The following is a 19,956-nucleotide window of genomic DNA, read 5'->3' as shown; positions in this document are numbered from 1 at the left end:
ATTATGCTGGCCCTTTGGCCGGAAAGAAAGATTACGGTGGCCAGTCTAACTGGCGCCGCTAAGTATTTCTATGTTACCTGCTCATCTCATCTGTATATAATAAATGTTTTATGATTTTTTGATCCGTTGAATTTTAGGTGGTGCAGGCTGCAGATGATATCCAAAATCTCTTCTGGCGATTGCCTGCTGCTAAAAACGGCTGTGCTTTTAAGTTTAACCAAAGTGCTGTCACTCAGCGAAATCCTGATACTGTACACGTATTGAAGCTTGGTGATTACCTGCTCCAGGGTTGCACCCTCAAAGGCAAGTTCAACAAAGGTCAAAGCTTTGGTTTTACGGATGGCTGCCCATTCTTCGATTTTATCGTATGTTAAAAATTCGTCTTTGATCAGTGTACCAAGACTTTTCTTCTTATTGCTTACTGTAACTTTTCCGGTTACTACAGCAACTTCGATATGTTTGCTGGCCTGATAAGACTTAACATTGAAAGAAGTACCCAGCACTTTTATATCGATACCAGATGTGGTATATACTGTAAATGGTCTTTTCTCCTGGTGGGCAATATCAAAAAAAGCTTCACCCTCTTTTAATGTGACCTGGCGGTTGTTTGAGGCAAATACTTTGGGGTAGCTGAGTTTTGCAGACGGGCCTAACAAAACCACCGAACCATCTGATAAAGTAACGCGCTTCCGTTCTGTACTTCCAGTAACTACGGTAACCTGGTTTTCAGGCTTCACTGGGGTATTGAGTTTCCAGATGCTTATTCCCAGTGTAATGATGATGAGTACTGCGGCAGCGATTCCGATAAAAGACTGTAGTTTGAATACTTTACCATGTTTTGGCTTTTGGCGCATAGCGATCTGAAGGTGAACAAGCATTTGCTCCCCTATTACAGCTTTCCGGTCGGCTGCCAGTTCAATATTTTCCTGGTTGAGCGTGGCATACCATTCTTCAACTTTTTTTCGCTCTTGCGGACTTGCCTGCTTGTTGAGATATTTCTGCAGCAGTTCCTTTGCCTGTTCTTCTGTCATTTAAATACATGTCAGTTGAAAAGCAGATTGGTACTAACCAAGAATGTTATCTATAAATTAACTTTATGTTAAGCCGATTAAAGCCGCAATGAGCAGGATATAGGAAAGGCTTTTTTTAAGCAGTTTTAGTGCTGCAGAAATCTGGTTTTTTACTGTTTGTACCGAAACATCAAGTTCCGAAGCTATTTCTTTGATGGATTTTTCCTGTTTTCGGCTCATCGAGAATACCAGTTGCATTTTTTCGGGTAAAAGCGCAATGGCTGCATCAACTTCTAAATGAAGCTCTTTTAAAATCAGTTTATCATCAGCAGCTGCAATGTGCTGCTCATCCATTAGTGCTTTAAGTGCAGTTTGGTGATATTCTTTTATGCTGCCCGATCTGAAATAATTAATCACCTTATATTTCACAGCACCATACAGATAGGCACTGAGGCTTCCTGTTAAGTTAATTGTTGTTCGGTTCTCCCAGAGGGATATGAAAATTTCCTGTGTAATATCCTGTGCCAGCGCCTCATCACCCATTTTTTTCAGCGCAACATCAAAAACATCCTCCCAATAGATCCGGTAGATTGCCTCCATAGCCTGATGATCTCCAAGCTGTAAAGATAAAAATAGTGAATTGTCCAAAGGATGCCGCTTATAGAGCGCAAAGCTAATGGCCCAATATTCCCTTAATATTAACAAATCTTAAAGAGTAGATGACGAATGTAAGATGGGAAATAGACAGGATTCTGCGGTGATCAGTGATTTCCGCGGGAAACATGATGCGATTGAGTTCCTGCAGATTTAAGAAGATTGCCGCAGAAACCGCGCATTGGAAGAACGCTGTGTCCCTCTGTGACCTTTTCTCTGTGAACTCGGTGGTTAATATGGAAAATGGACTGGATCTGCGCTCTCATCTTCAATATCTTCAATAAAACGATCGTCATCTCGATCCGATATCAATAGGATGGAACGCAGTGAAATGGAGAGATATATCTCAATAGATCTAGCTTCGCTGAGCCTTCGGGTTCTCGACTGCGTTGCACTCCACTCGAAATGACGAACCATGCAGGAAGGCATATTCGCAATGACTCCTAATCGCTTACCCAAACAACCCTGCAAAAATTCTATTCGAATGCAATTTTGCCTGATGATCGTAAATATGCGAGGTACTCATGATCTCATTTACACCATATTTGGCAACAAAAGCTTCTAAATTTTCGCTAATGGTTTCGGCACTGCCAATAAAAGAATAATACAACATTTGTTCTACAGCTTCTTTTTCCAATTGATCCCAATATTGATTGATATCATCAACTGCAGGCTTTAACAATTCTCTTTTACCTGTAATTACCCCCAGGAACATCCGCTTTACCGAGCTTGATAAACGTTCAGCTTCTGCATCGGTATCGGCAGCAACCACATTTACACAGGCCATTACATAAGGTTCCCGTAAAAATGGGGAGGGCTTAAAATTATTTCTATAAATGGCGATGGCCTGTTCAAAATAAGCTGGTGCAAAGTGACTGGCAAAAGCATAAGGAAGACCTTTTTCTGCTGCTAACCGGGCGCTATCAGTGCTCGAACCTAAAATCCAGATCGGGATATCCAATCCTTCTCCCGGAATGGCCCTTACGCTTGCCCGGTTATTATTGGCAGAGAAAAACTGTTGGAGTTTCTCAATATCCCTTGGAAAACTATGCACAGCACTAAAATTTTCACCACGGATGGCCATTGCCGTAACCTGATCAGTTCCGGGTGCCCTGCCCAAGCCCAGATCGATACGGTTGGGATAAAGAGAGGCCAAAGTACCAAATTGTTCAGCAACAATTAAGGGTGCATGATTGGGTAACATAATGCCTCCCGAGCCTACGCGGATGCTATTGGTGCCACCAGCAATATAACCAATAAGCACAGCTGTTGCCGAACTGGCAACACCAGCCATGTTATGGTGTTCGGCAAACCAATAACGTGTATAACCTAAAGTTTCAGACTGTTTAGCTAAATCGAGGCTTGTTTTAAAGGTATCTGCAGCAGTAAAACCATCTAACACAGTTGCAAGATCGAGAACGGAATAAGGAATATTTTTCAATAAGTGATCAGCCATAAATTAATAGGAATAAAATCTATGCTGCAAAAATATCTTTAATAAAGCCAAGTCTGGTTTATCTGAATATATATGACGTTTAACCAACACTAATCAATACAGCAGGAATTATTCAATTAATCTATGCAAAATGAGATGGCTATCAGGCAACTGGGTATACACAAATGTAGGAGTATATATATTATTGTAACAAAACATATAAATCTGCGCTCTTAGCTTGATTAAAACTTACAATTCGATTAGCAAAACCATTAAAGGCGGAGTATAGGTATCCCAGAATATTTTTATGGATTATAGCTATTGCCTGCATCTTTTAAACTTAATTGACACATTTTTGCGTTAAATTAGTAAATAAGAAAGGACTTTAAATTAATCCGTACAGATAGTACCCTTTCCGGTACGAAAAGGAGTAATTTCGTTATAAGAGAAACAGATTTTTGAAGATGATTAAGTGCATAGCCATAGACGACCAGTTCAGTTCCTTAGCGGGACTACAAAAATATATTGAGGATACTCCGAACATGCGACTCGTCCAGCAGTATACTGATCCAATTACTGCTTTAAGAGAGCTAGCCAACTCAGAAACAGTCGATATAATTTTTATGGATGTGGAAATGCCTCAGATTTCCGGCCTGGAGCTGGCTAAGGCCATCCGCTTTAGAACCAGAAAACTCATCTTCACCACCTCACACCAGGAATATGCTTTTGATGCTTTTGAAGCTGCAGGAGATGCTTATTTGCTTAAACCATATAGTTATGCCAAATTTGCCACTACGATTACCCGGCTTTTTGGACAGGAAATGACAGGTGGTGCCAACGAAGATTACTTTTTAGTTAAAAATAAAGAAGAGGAACACCGTGCGGTAATGGTTAAATATGAAGATATTATTGCTTTTGAAAGTTTTCATAATTACATTAAAATACATACTGTAGAAAAAGTAATTATTGCTTACTTAAGCCTAAAAGATGTTCGGGAACAGCTTAGTATTAAAAAAGGTTTTATACAGTTACATCGCGGTTATATTGTTGCTATCGACAAGATTTTGTATGTTGATGGCAACCGGATTTCCATGAACAACCACGTAAGCTTTACCGTTGGCGATATTTATTATAATGATTTTAAAGGCTTTATGTCTACTAAACTAATCATCAGTAGCCGTAAAAAATAACGGCTATTGATGAAAAAATTCAATAATTTTAAATTATACCTGAATTCGTAGTAAATGTTGTAGTGGTTGGTTCGGAAGTGGTGGTTGTTTCGTTTATCTTTCCACCAATTTTTTTTTTAAATACAAAAAGTGTTTTTTTAGCTAATTTTTGAGTTTTCATAATTATTTTTTTTTCGAAAACTAGCTGCGATGGCACCCTATAACTTTAATCGTTACACAAATAGCAAATAAGTCTTTATGAATAGGTTAAAATGGAGCAACAGTATGTTGCAAAACTGGCTATATACTTACCGGATACACATCATTGCATGGACGGTATTTATTATCTGGGAAACCGTTATGGTTGTTTATTTTATCGGTATGTTAGGCACATTTGGCAACTATGCTATTCATTATACTATTAATATCACCTTATTTTACACCTATGCTTTACTGATAGAGAAAGCAACAGCATTTCCCAATGAAGCGGTATGGAAAGTTCCCTTAGTTGTAATCCTCACAATCTTGACTTACTTGGGTATAGTTACCGGCGTTGACATTCTGCTAAATACTTATACCAACATTTTACCTGGCCAATTACCTAGTCTTAAGATCAGAATAACCAAGGTACTTTATAGGGGTTCGTTTTTCCTTCTTTTTTCTACAGGTTATTATTTCTTAAAACGGTTCATCAAAGAAAAAGCAGAGAAATCCCGTATCGAAAAACAACGTTTTCAAATGCTTATTGATAAGGAAAAAATGGATAAGGAGCTGGCCATGTCTAAGAATGCTTTCATGAAAGCACAAATTAATCCCCATCTGCTTTTTAATACATTTGAGTTTGTACACCAGAAACTAAGCACCTACTCGCCAGAAGATGCTAAGGTAATGCTTTATCTTTCTGATATGATGCGTTTTGCAGCCAATACCCAACACAATGAAGGCTATGTATATTTAAGTGAAGAAATTGCACAATGCGAAAACCTGATTGGTTTGCATCGCATTACCCAGGGTGCAATTTATATCGAACTTGCCAGCGGCCCTGATCTTGGTGAAATCAAATTAATTCCGCTTATTTTGCTTACCATTCTGGAAAACATGTTTAAACACGGGAATCTTAATGACATAGAAAACAAGGCCACTATAGATGTTTACACCTTTGATGACAAACTGCGTATCGAAAGCCGCAATTTACCCAGATTAGTAAAAAGCAAAGTAGGCTTTGGCTCAGGAATGGATAATATCCGTAACCGATTAAAATACGCTTACCACCAAAATGCCGAAATAACTGCAGGGATTAGCGAAGAAGGTTTCTATATTTTAAGCATAAGTATTTCCTTAAATGCATTGCTAATAGAATCTGAAGATAAAAAAACTGAACAAACTATCCCTCTTTAACAATTAGATCGACCTGATAAGCAATCTTTCCAGGTTTCCACCATCGAGAAATATTATCGGTTCCCCTACTTAATGTAACAAAATTATTACTATATTAAACCGTCCTAATTGACGTTTTAATATTTAGATAAATCTTTACTGAAGAATTAAATGTAATCTTAACATAACAGATTAAAAAAATGAGAAAGGGTACAATATGCTATGTAGATCAAAATAGTGGACATGGCATTATTAAAGATGAAAATGAACAGAAAATTCAATTCTTTTTAATGGAACTTAAGGAAGAAATCAGGCTCAATGATGAAATTTCTTTTGAAATAGAGCTTACGGCAAGAGGCCTTGCTGCAACAAAAATACATTTAGTTAGCACTGCAGAACTAACATCCTAATAGCGTCTCAATGAAACTTTGAGGCCAATACTAGATCTAAAAGGAAATTAATACCGATTTAAATCTAATTGACTATCGTTTATCCTAATAAATAAAGATGCTGTAGCAAAATAGGTTTCCCGGGGAATTTATATGTGATATTTTAAGTAATGGAAACTTATATGGAGTAAAATCCTTGTTTCCAATGCAAGATTACCATTTCTGAATAGGTTGATAAATGGATTTTTCTTCCTTGCGGCTAAGTTTCTTTGTAAAATCTTCGCCAAAATTATGGCTATAAACCTTAAAATTGATTGCCCACTCATCCTTTATCATGGCAGGTACAAATTTTTCAAACATTTTTTCAAATGATCTGAAATTTACAAAGGGTTTGCAGACGACCAGATATTCAGCATCTGAATTCACTATAATTTCCTCAATAAGCTTTGGCCATCTCAATTTAATCTCGACAGGCAAATTTTGATATTGCTGCCGATCAATAAACAGTCCTATATTTTGTATAAGTTCTTCGGATAAGGAACTGCCTAGCAACTTTTTCCATTTCCCATCTTCTTTCACTATCCTTTCCAATACCTGTTTATGGTCAAGAACAGTCCATAAAGCTCCTCTTGAAAGCTGGATAAGCTGAAAATGCATGATATCGCCATCAGGCAGATTAAAGAAGAAGTCGAGCTCGATCATCAATTATGGGGCGATACCAAATATCGCAAAATCAAAAGTATTGAACTATTTCCAAAACACAAAAAAGTACAGAATTAAAAGCTTAATTGCGAATTCTTCTCCATAAAAAATTAAGCTGCTAAGCCAAAGAATTGCGTATATTTTTTAATTATTAAATACCTGTTAAATAAAAAATTGATTTTTATCATCAAGAAAAATCAAAAGCACCTTAAAAACGTAATATTAAACATACAAAAAATTTAATTTTAGCAATCATACATATATCTTTGCGGCATGAAAAGTACCAAATTATCCGCTCTTGTATTCCTTGTAATCACTTCATTATCTTGCTTATCAATTCATGTTCTTGCTCAAAACAAGCCAACCAAACTAGCTGATGTCTTCGAGAATGTAGATAGATTGAACGGAAACGATATGATTGAACGTTTAGCTGCTCAGCGCAGTGCCTATAATAAAAACCGCTCAAAAAACAGCCTTCCAAAGGCAGAATACATCATCAACAGAAATAACTTAACCCTCATTAGCTTTAATGGCTTAGATTATTATGTAAAAAACAATAGGGTAATAGGTATACAAGGACTAAATCTTTCAGACGAAGTATTGAACCAGATTACAGACAAATTGGTTCTTTTAGACAGTATCCAGTTTGATCAAAGTGAGCGGTCGAATACCGAACATTTTAATCCAAATGTTGATTTTCAGAAGATTTGGAATATCGACCGTCAATTTATGCTTACACTTAAAATGTTGTCGAGCACGGTGAGAGACATAGCCGCACTTACAAAAAGTGAGAATCCATCTTTAACCGTTGAGACCAAGGTTGCAAAAATGCGTTTACCAAATATCGATAAGGCGGCAGAAAAATCAAGCATGCAATCGTTGGTGTCATTATCGAAATAACAGTAAATTAACATTTCTTGTTTCAAGAGTAACAGGCGCTAAATCAATCCACTTTCTTTTCGGAATATACTTCGGCAATCTGTGCAGAAAGATATTTAAAAGCAAGCGGCATTTCGATAGCTGCATTTTTGATGCTTCCCTCCATAAAAATGAAACCTTTATAGTTTATTTTGTGCAGGGCTCTTAAATAAGGCTTAAAATCATCGCCCATAACACCTGGTAACGACCTATTTTGTTTTTCGGCCACTTCAGAAAATGCAATCAATGTTCCGGCCTCAATAATTTCATTTGGAGACTCTCCTTCCCGCATCATGTGAAATATATCAGCATTAAGCCTGAAATTTGGGTGATCAATTTCTCTTACAATTTCTGCAGCAGCCTTTAATGAGGTGATGAAGTTGGTTTCGGTGGTTTCGAGGTTTTCTAACAAAATTGTAACCTTATATTTCCCGGCAATTTTTGCTAGTTTTTTGCCCAGGCTAATAAAATCTGATTTTGCCTTAACGACATTATAATCAGCAGGAATGCTCCTTGCACCCGAGCTCCCTAAAACAATAAACCTAATCCCCGCTTGTTGAGCTCTTGAAAGAACAGTTTCCGTGTAACTTAAAACCTTCGCTTCATCTACCTCCGGCCCAGCTATTTTTATACTTGCCGGATAAAAAAGGTTACAGGTTAACACTTTACATTTTGCAGCTTTAATCTTTTTCAAATTGGCACTAAACTGGTCATCTGTTAGTGCAGGTGAAAGCATCTTCGGAACAGATTCGCCAATCATTTTAAAACCAGAGGCATAAGCTAAACTATCCTGTGTTAAACCAGACACAATCCCTAAACGCGGATATACCTGTTTATCAGAAATAAAACCACAAAAACCGATATAAATCAGGCAGATAAAAAAAGCCAGATAGCTAAATTTTGTACTTCTCATATTGTTATTTAAACGATTTGGTCAAAAAATGAGGTCTTAAGCTCCCCTAACTGAACAACTTGCCGGTGAGTTCCTAAGAATTCTTCCTTAAAGATAATATAAAATCTGCCCATTAAGTTTTGTATCAGCAAAATCACAGATTATGGAATTACAGAAATGAATAGCCCAGGTACAAATGCGGTGCAAACTGCTGCATTGGCAAAATAATGAAATAATTTGTTTCAGAGTATCGTCATTTCGACCGCAGTGGAGAACCCGAAGGCTCTACGATGTAAAATCTTTTAAATTTCAATTCTTATAAACATTTCAAAGATCTTTCTCCCGAAAGTTCGGGACTTCACCTATTTAAAATCTGGTACTGGGAATATATATCCGCCAAATAAAATATACGACCATAAGAGGGTCCAGAATATGTTAAATATTTGTGCTGTAACAAATGTAAATGCGGGTTTACCGCCCTGAAGTTTAACCAGAGCGGAAAATTTAGCTTCCATACCGATCGAAATAAATGCGATTGCAAACCACACGGTACGTAAGCCGTTTAAGGTTGGCCCAACACTTTTTGCGGTTGTGGGAGATAACAGAAAAGAAAACACCAAAGATGCTGCAACAAAACCCAATACAAATTTCGGAAATCGCTCCCACACAATTTTCAACCCCGGGCGCTCTGCTTTGAAGGGTACACCATCTTCTCCTTTAGGTTTTTTATAGGCCCACCATATTGCAATAAAAAAAGCAGCAACACCGATAAAAACATTTTGCGAAAACTTGGCAATAACACCTGCTTTAACGGCTATTGGTCCAACCAAATCGCCTGCAGCAGTTACGGTTGCCGTTGTATCTAAGGTACCACCCAGCCATGCCCCACCAATCACCTCAGGTATATGAAAATACTTTACCGCCCAAGGCAGAATAATCATCATCGGGATGGCCATAATCAATACCAGCGTGGTTACGTAAGATAATTTACGTTTATCTCCATTAATAGCACCAGCAGCAACAATTGCTGCAGAAACACCACAAATAGATACGGCTGAGGCCAATATTACGCCAAATTCATCATCCACTTTTAACTTGCGGCTTAACCACATCGAAAAAAACCAAACTACAGTAACAACAATAATGGCCTGTATTATACCAGGTAAACCAGCTTTGATCAGATCGGCCGATAATATTGTGGTTCCTAATATCACCAAACCTGTTTTTATATAAAACTCAGACCGTACTGCTTCTTTTAGCCAAGATGGCAACTTGATCAGGTTGCCCAATGCGATACCAATAAGCAGTGCAAATACCACATATTCTAGCCCAAAATAGGATACACTTTTATTACCTCCGATAATAAAAGAAACGATAGCTAAAAAATAGATGAGTGTAAAACCGCCAGCAAACCGCGCAACACTGCCTCCAGATAAACCTACAGCAATTGAGGCTAAGGCCAGAAAAATTGCGCCCATTTCAACAATCAACAATAAGTTGGATGCTGATAATATTTTACCCAAAAGATCTTCACTGGTTGCCCATTTAAATGCAGGTAAACTTATTACAGTACCATTGCTGGTTAAATAAAGTACAGTGGCAATAATAATCGTTCCCAATATAACTGCCCACCAATCTTCAGTGAGTGATTGTAAAAATGTTTTCTTATCCGGGGTTATCCCAGCATCTGTTAAAGCTCCAGTAGTATCGGCTGCGTTGTTTCGATTCGACATAGTTGATTAATTATGGTGTTAATCTGATTTAATTCTAAAAATATTGGTGGATATGATCAATAAACGAATACCCAATATCTAACTAAAATAAATATTCAGGAGAATTTTATCCGTAACAAATATCTGACGCTGTAAACGCCGTATATGTTTCCTTTTGAAGTTGAATGTATATTCCGTCTAAATAGAAAGGTCGCCAAATATATGGCGACCTCCTAACTAATAAACTTTGCTTATGAATTTTTGACTAGACTTATGTTATATAACTGGCTCATCCTCCAGTCCTTTCTGTTTTTTCTTTCCGATGCTTTGCACCATTTCACATTGCTGTGGATTTTTTTCAAATGGAGGGCTAACCAGAAAAAGTGTCGACATTAAGCTTGCCAATCCAAGCAATAAACTGTTGGTTGTGGTATTTTGATGATTTTCCATGATAATAAATATGCTTAAAAAGTTGTTGATGCATTTACTGCTGAAATTGCGCCTGTTGTTTTATGCTGAACCATTCCGATTACTTCCCATTTTTCGGCACTGCTGCCTTTAGGGATACTCAATACTGCAGTTCCAGATTTTGCATCCTTAAGAGATAATGTTAAGGTTTTCCGTACAATTTGGACATGGGATAATTTAAGTCCTGCATTCTCCCCACGCTGTACATCGGTGTTACCGCTCTTTTGTATAAGTGCAAAAAGGAGCTCGTCGCTAGCCTGAGTATCTTTGGCTTCGTAATTTATTTTCAGTACATCCCCATCCCTTTTCGTATCGAAGGCTAAACTGGCAGTATACTTTTTATTCAGAAGCTGTTTATTAATGGCATTTCTCACGTCGCTTTCATTAGATCCTATAAATTCTTGAGCACCGTTAATAACCAATTGAGGGGTATACACCTGTGCATTTAGCCAAGCACTATATTTTTTTTGCCTTTTTGTATTTTCCGGACTTCCAAAAACATCCTTCCAACCTAAATTATCAAAATAATCTACGTGATATCCAAGCACATACACCGGTTTCCCATTAGATTCTTTCTCTATTTTGGCCAAAAGTTCTTCTGCTGGCGGGCAGCTCGAACATCCTTCAGACGTAAATAATTCCAAAACGGCAAAGCCTTTTCCATTAATGGGCTGCTCCACTTTTTTTTCTTGTGCAGACCCCGCCCAAATAAATGCGCTAAGTGCTATTACCACCACAATGACCGCATTTACGATCGCTATTCTTTTTAGTGTTTTCATAATTTCTATTCTTTTTTGATCAAAAATAAGCGAGTAGTCTGCCTGAAATTAGGTGGAAATAGCTGAACCGGACAAATTAACGAAGGAACTAGACATAAAGCTGGTAAGGAAGACAAATTAGCAACGAACGTGCCCTAAAGCAAAAAGGTCAGAAAAGGATATCCATTTCTGACCAAGCTTGTTATCTAATGGCAAATAAATATGAATTTTTCTTTACCTATCTTCCATCCAGGAAAGAAAAGCAGGTGTTTTTTCCTTATTAATCAGCAATTTATCTGGAGTTTCAATCACCAGTTTAACAAACAACTTCCGTAAGAAATAATGTTCTATTTCTTTAATGGCTTTAAAGTTTACCAAATATTGGCGGTTAACCCTGAAGAACTGCTTAGACGATACCAATGCCGTAATCTGATCAAGAGATTGACTTAATGCAAACTCTTGTTTATCGAAGCACATAATGGTTGAAGCATCATTCCTGATATAAAAGAAAGCAATATTCTCGGTTTGAACTGTGGTATATTTCTGGTTTTTAAACACTAAAAAGCTCTCTTTCCCGGCAGGGCTGTTCAATTTTGTCAATAAATTGCTTAAATCGGGAATTACCTTTTGCTGAAAAAAATTCCGAAGGCCGTCTACCTTTTGAAAAGCCTCCTGAATATCTGTCTTTGAAAATGGTTTTAACACATAATCTACCCCATTACGTTTAAAAGCTTCCAACGAGTACTCATCGAAGGCTGTGCAGAACACAATAGGACTGTTTACTTTAACCTGTTTAAATATTTCAAAACATAATCCATCTGCCAATTGAATATCCATAAATATCAGATCTGGCTGTGGCTGTTCTAACAGCGCTTTTACCGATCCTTCGATGCTCTGGTACTGCCCTACTATCTTCACGTCGGGTCTCAGGCTCAAAATTATATTTTCGAGTGATTTAGCTGTTTTCAGCTCATCCTCAATGATGATGATGTTCATGAATTAATGGGAGTTTAATTTTAAAAATTTGGCCATCGTTAATAATTTCGATTGGCTTTTCGAGAAGATGCTGGTAGCGCAATGTGATATTTTTTAATCCAACCCCCAACGAGTTGTTATCCGCTGTTTTTAAACGGATAGGGTTTTCCAAAACAATTTGCCCATCTTCGGCATACAAGCTGATGTGCAAAGGTTTATCCAGCGAAACCACATTATGCTTGATACAGTTTTCAATTAACAGTTGTAGCGTAAAGGGAGGAATTAAGGTGTGCAATATTTCTTCATTTAAAGTAGAAGTAAAACTAAAACCACCATCAAATCTTGCCTGTTGTAAAAATAGATAGGCATTGAGTATTTCCATTTCTTCCGAAACGTGAATCAGGTCTAGTTTACGGCTCTCAAGGGTATATCGATAAAAATTAGAAAGCTTAAGGATAAAATCGACAGCGTCTTCATCACCGATTTCTACCATAGCCTTTAACGTATTGAGGCTATTAAAAAGAAAATGAGGGTTAACCTGCTGCTTCAGCAATTCATACTGTGCGCCCAAACTATCGCTTTTGATTTTCTCCAATTCCATATTCACCTGTTGATTTTCGTAATTTTGCTGTAACAGATGAAGGAACATATAAAAAATTAAATTGATTAATATTCCCCTTACTTCTACCATCAACATCACCGGACCGAAATTAATGTGCGAAAGGATCAATTGCTGAATCCACGCCAGGCAAAGCATAACGCCAATACCAATTGAAAGACTTTTAAATAACCTGGAGTAAGAAATCCCTTGTTTGTTGGGCCTACTGCTCTTTCGCGACAGCATGTAAATATTCAGGTACCACATCAACAATGCAAATACCGAGGTAATGCCAGCATTAACTGCCGCTTCGGCTGCATTAAAATGATGTTCTGCTATTTGTGGAACAGAAGATAAAACGCCGAGAAAAATGGAACTTACCCAAATAATGGCAGGCGAAATCTTTAAAGGGTTTTTGGTCATATCAGTTTTTAGCCTGGCCATTCAGGGTGGTTGGGATAATCAAAAATAATATTTTTTTAAATATGATAGCTGCACCGCAAGTATCTCATCTTTTTTTCACCTAAAGTAACCACGTAACTCTTATAGTTAAACAATTTTAAGCCTGAACCAGACAGATTCGGCGCTTAAGTAGACAATATCAGGTTTAAATCAGCATAAGAATTGTGTTTTTTTCGATAAGATCCGTATTTCGTTAAAATAGTTAACAAACGCATAAAAGGCTAACAATAGAAAATGTATCAACACGATAGCCGGCACAAAATAATACCCATTCCTTTGAATTCAATTATAGTCTTACTCAGGGCTAACAATGTATAAGTCAAAACCTAATTTGTCTATTTCATCAGGAAAAGGCTAATCTCCTCTTTCCATCCGCATTAATTTTGACATACCTAAGGGAGTAAAATATTAATTATTCAACAAATTTTAGCAAATGGAAAATCAAAATAATTATAGCCGCCGGCGCTTTTTAAGCTTAGCAGCATTAACCGTGGCCGCTGCAGAACTTGGCGGGTTAAACCTTTTGAGCGCCAAGGGAATTACAAAAAATAAATCCAGCAATAATAAAATCAATGGCAATATATCTTTCGATAGGATAAAACAGATTCATGCCGGTGTGTTAAACATGGGTTATGCAGAAAGCGGACCTGCAGATGGCGAACCGGTTATACTGCTACATGGATGGCCTTATACAATCCACAGTTATACCGATGTGGCTACGCTACTTTCTGCAGAAGGATATCGGGTAATCGTTCCGCACCTTCGAGGCCATGGCAGTACGCAGTTTCTTTCGGCAAAAACACCTAGAAATGGACAACAATCGGCCATTGCTGCAGATATTATTGCTTTGATGGATGCCTTAAAAATAGATAAAGCAGTAATTGGCGGTTTTGATTGGGGCGCAAGAACGGCCAATATTATGGCTGTTTTGTGGCCAGAACGTTGTAAAGCAATGGTTTCGGTAAGCGGATACCTCATCGGAAGCCAGGAGCTAAACCAAAAACCATTGTTGCCAAAAGCTGAATTATCATGGTGGTATCAGTTCTACTTTGCAACTGAGCGTGGCCGTTTAGGATATGAAGCTAACCGAAAAGATTTTGCCAAACTGATCTGGCAAACCGCTTCTCCAGAATGGAAATTCCCTGATGCCGTTTTCGAAAAGTCGGCAGTTGAACTGGATAATCCGGATCATGTTGCCATTGTAATTCATAATTACAGGTGGAGATTGGAGCTGGCAGAAGGGGAAGCAAAATATGATAAATATGAAAAAATATTAGCCACATTCCCAGCCATAACGGTTCCGACAATTACGCTCGAAGGCGATGCCAATGGCGCGCCACATGGTAATCCAAGTAATTATGCAGCTAAGTTTAAAGGCAAATATGCGCACTATAATCTTAGTGGCGGCATTGGCCATAATCTTCCTCAAGAGGCACCTAAAGCATTTGCAGATGCCATTATCCAGGCAGCAATGATGGCGTAAAAAAAATATTCATCTAATAATTTAAACAATCATAATAAAATTTAAAAAATGGAAAATCAAAATGTAATCGAATCAGCAAATACTTTAAACGTAGTGATCAACAAAGTGCTTTATACTGGAAAAGTTCATGTAAGCGGTGGCCGTGAGGGCTTTGCAAAAAGTAGCGATGGAGCACTTGACACCGCACTATCATCTCCTGGCAGTACTGGAAAAGGAACTAACCCTGAGCAATTATTTGCTGCAGGCTGGGCTGCATGTTTTATTGGTGCAATGAAACACAATGCGCCCCAACTTCAAATTGCACTTCCTGCTGATGCTGTAATTAATGCAGAAGTTGATCTGGCTTTGTCCGATAGTGGTTTTAGCCTTCAGGCAAGGTTAAATGTAGTTTTACCCGGACTTACCTACGAAGAAGCAAAAACAGTGGTTGAAGCTGCTCACCAAACCTGTCCATACTCTAAAGCTACCCGTGGTAATATCAATGTACAGATCAACGTAGCGATATAAGCTTCTATAAATCAAAAAAGCACTCCGGATTAAATCGGGGGTGCTTTTTGATTTATAATTTAATGATCTTGCTATACAGGAAAAGCAGTTTCGCGTTTAGCCTGCGTAATTACAAGTGAACTATTAAGGGTACCTATATTATCCAAACGGCCGAATTTATTGATTAGAAAATCATTATAAGCGATCATATTTCTTGCAACAACTTTTAACATAAAATCAAAGCCTCCTGTTGTATGGTAACATTCCAGTACTTCATCAAGTTTGCTCACTTCCTGCTGAAATAACCGGAAGGCATTAACAGAATGATTGGTAAGCTGGACCTGTAAATAGGATATCATACAATTCTCGAATTTATTAGGATCGATTAATGCTACTACCGATGAGATAAACCCTAAACGTTCTAAGCGTTTTACACGTTCCTGAATGGGCGATTTTGACAAATGCAGCATAGCAGCCAGTTCCTTATAGGTTAGCCTTGCATCTTTTTGTAATAGTGTTAAAATATCTCTGTCTGTTTGGTCAGGGCTGTATAATTCCATTATAGTGGTTAGTCTATTTATTTCTTTTCTAGGCTTAGTTTATAATGAATACCCAAATATATAAATACTCTCCGTTAAACCCTTAAGCAGAACACAAAAAAAAGAACAAAATTTTGGCAAAAAGTATAATTAAAACTACCAACAGAATTAAATTCCGCAAAAGCCTATTCAACAGGACATTTTCCGTATTTATCAGCCACCTTCGTTTTAATTGTCAATGCGACAGATATTTGTTTAACGAATGAAACAAACTGCTAACAGCAGTGCGTTGATTTAGTTTAGTTAATGATAACAAGAGCGCCAGCGCGATGCTGGCTCTTTTGCTTTTTAAATTATACCCTTATTTGGTGTAAACCTGTAGCAAATCGTCTCCCTGCTCCATAATCTTTAAGTGCAACCTTTTTCCAATCTCAATACAAGAAGATAAAAATTAATCATATCGAAAATCTTTAACTTTTTTTGGAATATTCAATTTTTAATATTTACTTTGAAACACAAAGCACTTTACATAACATAGAAACATGAAGCAATTTCTTCATCAGGCTTATACTCACTTGAAAATCACCGTTATTTAACCAGCAAGCTATGAATACGGAAGAACAAAAATTAAGGTTACACTCTAAAATATACGTCTGTACAATCATTGTAGGATTGGCAATAAGCGGATTAACAGCTTTTCCGTTAGAAACCGAAATGGCCTATCTGGTTAAATACAGTACAATTTTACCAAGTAGTCTTCAAATCTGGATTGAAGTGGTTTATCAGGCCCTTAAAGCGACCAACCTACAGTATCCATTTTTAAGTTATGGCACCGATTGGTTAGCTTTTGCACATATCATGTTAGCCGTTCTTTTTATCGGCCCATTAAAAGATCCTATAAAAAATAAATGGGTAATCGAATTTGGGATCATCTGTTGTATCTCGATCATTCCACTGGCTTTAATTGCGGGAAACATCCGTCACATTCCAGTATTCTGGCAAATGATAGACTGTTCTTTCGGCATCATTGGCATCATCCCATTGATACTATGCCGTATCAACATCAAAAAAATTGAAATATTAGAAGAGCATTATGGATTATGGACTTTGTAAACAAACATTCTATCGTAAGGAAAATATGGGGCAACACAGATGTTATTCTTTTTATTTTTGCTGGCGCCGCCGCAGAATTTAGCCTGAATAAAGCTGTTGATTGGCTGTATTTTACGGGTAAACTTCCTAAAGATCCACTTGGAAGATTGTTTTCTACGGTTACCTATGCGCAAAAAATCGTATTTTCTACTTTAACTGAAGCCCATGCAGCCATAGATCAGATTACCATGATCCATCAGCATGTTGAAGCTGGAAGAAATACTAAAATTCCAGATTGGGCCTATAGAGATGTATTATTTATGCTGATTAACTACTCTATCCGTGCTTTCGAGGTGTTGGAAAGAACACTCACTTTAGCAGAAAAAGAGGAAATATTTACTACTTTCTATCAAGTTGGGTATCGCATGAAAATAAATGGGCTTCCTACTAATTTTGCGGCGTGGCAAATGATGCACGAACAACAGCTACAGGAAAATTTAATTTATAGCTGCTTTTCTCATGATCTTTTCGATCAGTACAAAAAACACCTGGGTGCGTTGAGGTATTTATTAATGCGAAAAATACAAGCACTCATTGTTCCACTTAAAGTAAATGAATTGCTTAAACTGGGGGAAGGAAAACCCATTAAACCAATACTTACTTTATACAAAATAAGCAGGAAACTGAAGCTGAACAAACCGTTAAGAAACTTAATTCTTCCGGCAGCTTACAAGGCACAGATTTTGAGCCTGGAAGCTTTTTAAGCGTAATGAAGCTCTATCACAAAGTTAATTCGACACGTATTGTCACGTTGTCCAAAGGACGCCTACGGAGAGCTTGTCGAAACGCCTCGCCGAGGTTATTTAACCTAGTCCTTCGATAGGCTACCATAAAAAGGTCGTCATTGCGAGGAACGAAGCAATCTTAATGCGCACGCTGGTAGCGATCGTTGTAAGATTGCTTCGTCGGCTGGAAAAGCCTTCTCGCAATGACGATAATTATGAGGAGATTTAACCTCTTAAATTTATTTGTAATAAATGTTGATTTTTGCACGATAAATTACCCTCAGGTACTATACAGTTTCAATACAACCTTCTATTTCCAATCAAACGGCAAATACCAGTTGGCCGGATCCATTAATTTCTGCCTGGTAAGGCTTGCATTAGGATTGCCTGCTTTTAACAGCTTTTGGTAAATGCGATCTGCTAAAAAGGCCGGGTTGTTCTGTCTGCGGGCAATACGGACCAAATCAGGCCAGCGGTTACCTTCAAAAGCAAGTTCCAATGCGGCCTCATCAATTAATTTGCCTTCTAAGCCAACCATATCCGTCTGGTAACTTACATCGATCGAATTTACTACTGCCCTACCTCTAATGCCACAATTACGGTACCAGGTACCCGATACATCGTTATTTTTTCTGGCATCGAAATAATAAGGTGAGGTTTCCGGATAGGGCGTAATCATGGTGTTTAACTCCGCTACCGAAACAGGTGCCTGTGCTCCTGCAGTAATGGTACCTACATAATAGGTATTTCTGATCCCCGTGTTTAACAATGCCCAGCCCAATTTGGTCTGTCCATCTCTATTGGCTGCTTCCGAAAAACGAAGGTGCAGTAAAGGTGCCCTGTATATGCCCCACTTACCGCCATTATCTGTTAGTTTGGTGATTTCATCGCCCATTGCTGAAGCATTGAAGGATAATTTGCTTCGCGGATCGAAGGGAACACCACCGTAGGTAATTTGGCTGTTCCAAAGGTCTTTTATGGCTTGTGATGGCTTAATCTGATAACTTTTTATCGGCGAACACAAATCAATCATTGGATTTACAGGTTTAAAAGCGGTGTTATAAGGCATAGCCCATAACCATTCGGTACTCCATGGGCTCGAGGTGGTTGGCAAAGCAAAAATAGCACGCCAGCCTGCATCTAAACTGTTTATCAAACTACTGGCATCTTGCCCGCTTCTGCTAAACAGAATGGCTAAATTAGCATACGCCACATCACCGGAGTTATTGATTTTGTAAAAGTTAAACCTGAAGTTATCATTCGCATTGCCATTTTCGGCATTCATCAGCTTGGCATAATTTTCGGCTGCTTTAATATAGTTACCTTTCCACAAGTAAAGATCGCCCAACAGGAAAGCCTTTGATGCAAACAGTTTTTGGGTATAATTTCCATCAATGGTTACCAATAAGGATGTGCCTGTTGGATAAGCATAAGCTTCTTTATAAGGCAGGCTTTCGTTAAAGGCTATTAATTTATCCAAGAGCTGATCAAACGGTGTTTTTGGATAATTGGCCAGGTTTTTCAAATCATCTACCGTTTCTATCGCATCAGTGATATAAGGCACGCTACCATATTGAATACCTAAATGCAGGTAAATCCAGCTCCTTAATGTGGCAATATCTGAGTAACGTTTGTTATAATCATCAACACTCATCCGGCGATCATCAACCATCATTTTAAAGTTTTTGAGCACATCGTTACAATTCACAATCACCTGATAATATGGCCTTGGATCAGCATATTGATTATTTTTTGTTTCGGTATGTGTTGATAACTCCTGTAAATCGGTACTTGATCTGGAGGTAACATCCATTAAATCTCCACGCAGTTCATTCTGCAGGATATACAGTTTTTCCAGACCCAAAAATTGGCCGTAAATACCAACAACCGCCGCATCTGCATCAGATACTGTTTTAAAAGCATTTACACTATCCAATTTATCTTCGGTTGGTACGTCGAGCATTTTTTTGCAAGACCACGAACCTGCCGATAAAATACCCAACAGTAAAAGGGATGCGATTTTTTTATTTATGTTCATTTTCATGAGTATAT

21 protein-coding genes are annotated in these 19,956 nt (G+C 37.9%); 8 read left to right on the top strand and 13 right to left on the bottom strand.

Annotated features, from left to right (window positions below):
- Window positions 1–86: 86 nt before the first annotated feature.
- The 3 genes from ACTJKN_RS08520 to ACTJKN_RS08510 form a co-directional block, all read right to left on the bottom strand.
- Entirely contained in the window at window positions 87–1,031 is a 945-nt protein-coding gene (locus ACTJKN_RS08520) for a FecR family protein (protein ID WP_440824049.1), read from the bottom strand.
- Window positions 1,032–1,094: 63 nt separating this feature from the next.
- On the bottom strand, window positions 1,095–1,658 hold the full coding sequence (locus tag ACTJKN_RS08515; protein ID WP_440824047.1) for an RNA polymerase sigma-70 factor: 564 nt from the start codon (window positions 1,656–1,658) through the stop codon (window positions 1,095–1,097).
- Between the two features lie 457 nt (window positions 1,659–2,115).
- Entirely contained in the window at window positions 2,116–3,120 is a 1,005-nt protein-coding gene (locus ACTJKN_RS08510) for an LLM class flavin-dependent oxidoreductase (protein ID WP_440824045.1), read from the bottom strand.
- 443 nt (window positions 3,121–3,563) lie between these two features.
- On the opposite strand from ACTJKN_RS08510, the gene ACTJKN_RS08505 reads away from it, so the two are divergent.
- Window positions 3,564–4,289, top strand: coding sequence for a LytR/AlgR family response regulator transcription factor (locus tag ACTJKN_RS08505; protein WP_440824043.1), 726 nt, complete (start codon window positions 3,564–3,566; stop codon window positions 4,287–4,289).
- Window positions 4,290–4,317: 28 nt separating this feature from the next.
- Here the strand turns inward: ACTJKN_RS08505 and ACTJKN_RS08500 are convergent, their stop codons facing one another.
- Window positions 4,318–4,449 carry a hypothetical protein gene (locus ACTJKN_RS08500; RefSeq protein WP_440824041.1) on the bottom strand — a complete coding sequence of 44 codons (132 nt, stop codon included), beginning with the start codon at window positions 4,447–4,449 and terminating at the stop codon, window positions 4,318–4,320.
- 77 nt (window positions 4,450–4,526) lie between these two features.
- Between ACTJKN_RS08500 and ACTJKN_RS08495 the strand changes: the two genes are divergently transcribed.
- Window positions 4,527–5,666 (top strand): histidine kinase, encoded by a 1,140-nt coding sequence (locus ACTJKN_RS08495; protein WP_440824039.1) that lies wholly within the window; start codon window positions 4,527–4,529, stop codon window positions 5,664–5,666.
- A 179-nt stretch (window positions 5,667–5,845) separates the two neighbouring features.
- Complete coding sequence (locus ACTJKN_RS08490; protein WP_440824037.1) at window positions 5,846–6,055, top strand: hypothetical protein; 210 nt, start codon at window positions 5,846–5,848, stop codon at window positions 6,053–6,055.
- A gap of 192 nt (window positions 6,056–6,247) precedes the next feature.
- Here ACTJKN_RS08490 and ACTJKN_RS08485 read toward each other — a convergent pair whose 3' ends face one another.
- Window positions 6,248–6,736, bottom strand: coding sequence for a hypothetical protein (locus ACTJKN_RS08485; RefSeq protein ID WP_440824035.1), 489 nt, complete (start codon window positions 6,734–6,736; stop codon window positions 6,248–6,250).
- Between the two features lie 273 nt (window positions 6,737–7,009).
- Between ACTJKN_RS08485 and ACTJKN_RS08480 the strand changes: the two genes are divergently transcribed.
- Window positions 7,010–7,636, top strand: a complete 627-nt coding sequence (locus tag ACTJKN_RS08480; protein ID WP_440824034.1) for a hypothetical protein — start codon at window positions 7,010–7,012, stop codon at window positions 7,634–7,636.
- Between the two features lie 43 nt (window positions 7,637–7,679).
- Here the strand turns inward: ACTJKN_RS08480 and ACTJKN_RS08475 are convergent, their stop codons facing one another.
- The 6 genes from ACTJKN_RS08475 to ACTJKN_RS08450 form a co-directional block, all read right to left on the bottom strand.
- Entirely contained in the window at window positions 7,680–8,567 is an 888-nt protein-coding gene (locus ACTJKN_RS08475) for a sugar phosphate isomerase/epimerase family protein (RefSeq protein WP_440824032.1), read from the bottom strand.
- Window positions 8,568–8,908: 341 nt separating this feature from the next.
- Complete coding sequence (locus ACTJKN_RS08470) at window positions 8,909–10,279, bottom strand: YeiH family protein (protein ID WP_440824030.1); 1,371 nt, start codon at window positions 10,277–10,279, stop codon at window positions 8,909–8,911.
- Between the two features lie 255 nt (window positions 10,280–10,534).
- A complete protein-coding gene (locus tag ACTJKN_RS08465; RefSeq protein WP_440824028.1) occupies window positions 10,535–10,708 on the bottom strand; it encodes a hypothetical protein in 174 nt (57 codons plus the stop codon).
- Window positions 10,709–10,722: 14 nt separating this feature from the next.
- Entirely contained in the window at window positions 10,723–11,505 is a 783-nt protein-coding gene (locus ACTJKN_RS08460) for a DUF1223 domain-containing protein (protein WP_440824026.1), read from the bottom strand.
- 213 nt (window positions 11,506–11,718) lie between these two features.
- Entirely contained in the window at window positions 11,719–12,480 is a 762-nt protein-coding gene (locus ACTJKN_RS08455) for a LytR/AlgR family response regulator transcription factor (protein WP_440824024.1), read from the bottom strand.
- A complete protein-coding gene (locus tag ACTJKN_RS08450) occupies window positions 12,461–13,501 on the bottom strand; it encodes a sensor histidine kinase (protein ID WP_440824022.1) in 1,041 nt (346 codons plus the stop codon). The genes ACTJKN_RS08455 and ACTJKN_RS08450 overlap by 20 nt, the downstream gene beginning before the upstream one ends.
- 451 nt (window positions 13,502–13,952) lie before the next feature.
- Here ACTJKN_RS08450 and ACTJKN_RS08445 point away from each other — a divergent pair, with 451 nt between their 5' ends.
- Together ACTJKN_RS08445 and ACTJKN_RS08440 are read left to right on the top strand one after the other, a co-directional pair.
- Window positions 13,953–15,002 (top strand): alpha/beta fold hydrolase, encoded by a 1,050-nt coding sequence (locus ACTJKN_RS08445; RefSeq protein ID WP_440824021.1) that lies wholly within the window; start codon window positions 13,953–13,955, stop codon window positions 15,000–15,002.
- A gap of 48 nt (window positions 15,003–15,050) precedes the next feature.
- On the top strand, window positions 15,051–15,509 hold the full coding sequence (locus ACTJKN_RS08440) for an organic hydroperoxide resistance protein (protein WP_440824019.1): 459 nt from the start codon (window positions 15,051–15,053) through the stop codon (window positions 15,507–15,509).
- A gap of 71 nt (window positions 15,510–15,580) precedes the next feature.
- Here the strand turns inward: ACTJKN_RS08440 and ACTJKN_RS08435 are convergent, their stop codons facing one another.
- Window positions 15,581–16,048 (bottom strand): Lrp/AsnC family transcriptional regulator, encoded by a 468-nt coding sequence (locus tag ACTJKN_RS08435; protein ID WP_440824017.1) that lies wholly within the window; start codon window positions 16,046–16,048, stop codon window positions 15,581–15,583.
- Window positions 16,049–16,633: 585 nt separating this feature from the next.
- Between ACTJKN_RS08435 and ACTJKN_RS08430 the strand changes: the two genes are divergently transcribed.
- Together ACTJKN_RS08430 and ACTJKN_RS08425 are read left to right on the top strand one after the other, a co-directional pair.
- The gene (locus tag ACTJKN_RS08430; protein ID WP_440824016.1) at window positions 16,634–17,140 is read left to right on the top strand and encodes a hypothetical protein; all 507 of its coding nucleotides are present in this window, start codon (window positions 16,634–16,636) and stop codon (window positions 17,138–17,140) included.
- A complete protein-coding gene (locus ACTJKN_RS08425; protein ID WP_440824014.1) occupies window positions 17,128–17,883 on the top strand; it encodes an oxygenase MpaB family protein in 756 nt (251 codons plus the stop codon). Before ACTJKN_RS08430 ends, ACTJKN_RS08425 begins: the two co-directional genes overlap by 13 nt.
- A 331-nt stretch (window positions 17,884–18,214) precedes the next feature.
- On the opposite strand, the gene ACTJKN_RS08420 is transcribed toward ACTJKN_RS08425, so the two are convergent.
- Window positions 18,215–19,942, bottom strand: coding sequence for a RagB/SusD family nutrient uptake outer membrane protein (locus ACTJKN_RS08420; protein WP_440824013.1), 1,728 nt, complete (start codon window positions 19,940–19,942; stop codon window positions 18,215–18,217).
- Window positions 19,943–19,956 lie beyond the last annotated feature (14 nt).

The sequence above is a fragment of the Pedobacter sp. 22163 genome, assembly GCF_052045595.1.
Taxonomy (GTDB): domain Bacteria; phylum Bacteroidota; class Bacteroidia; order Sphingobacteriales; family Sphingobacteriaceae; genus Pedobacter.
This window is presented reverse-complemented; position numbering and strand designations above follow the sequence as displayed.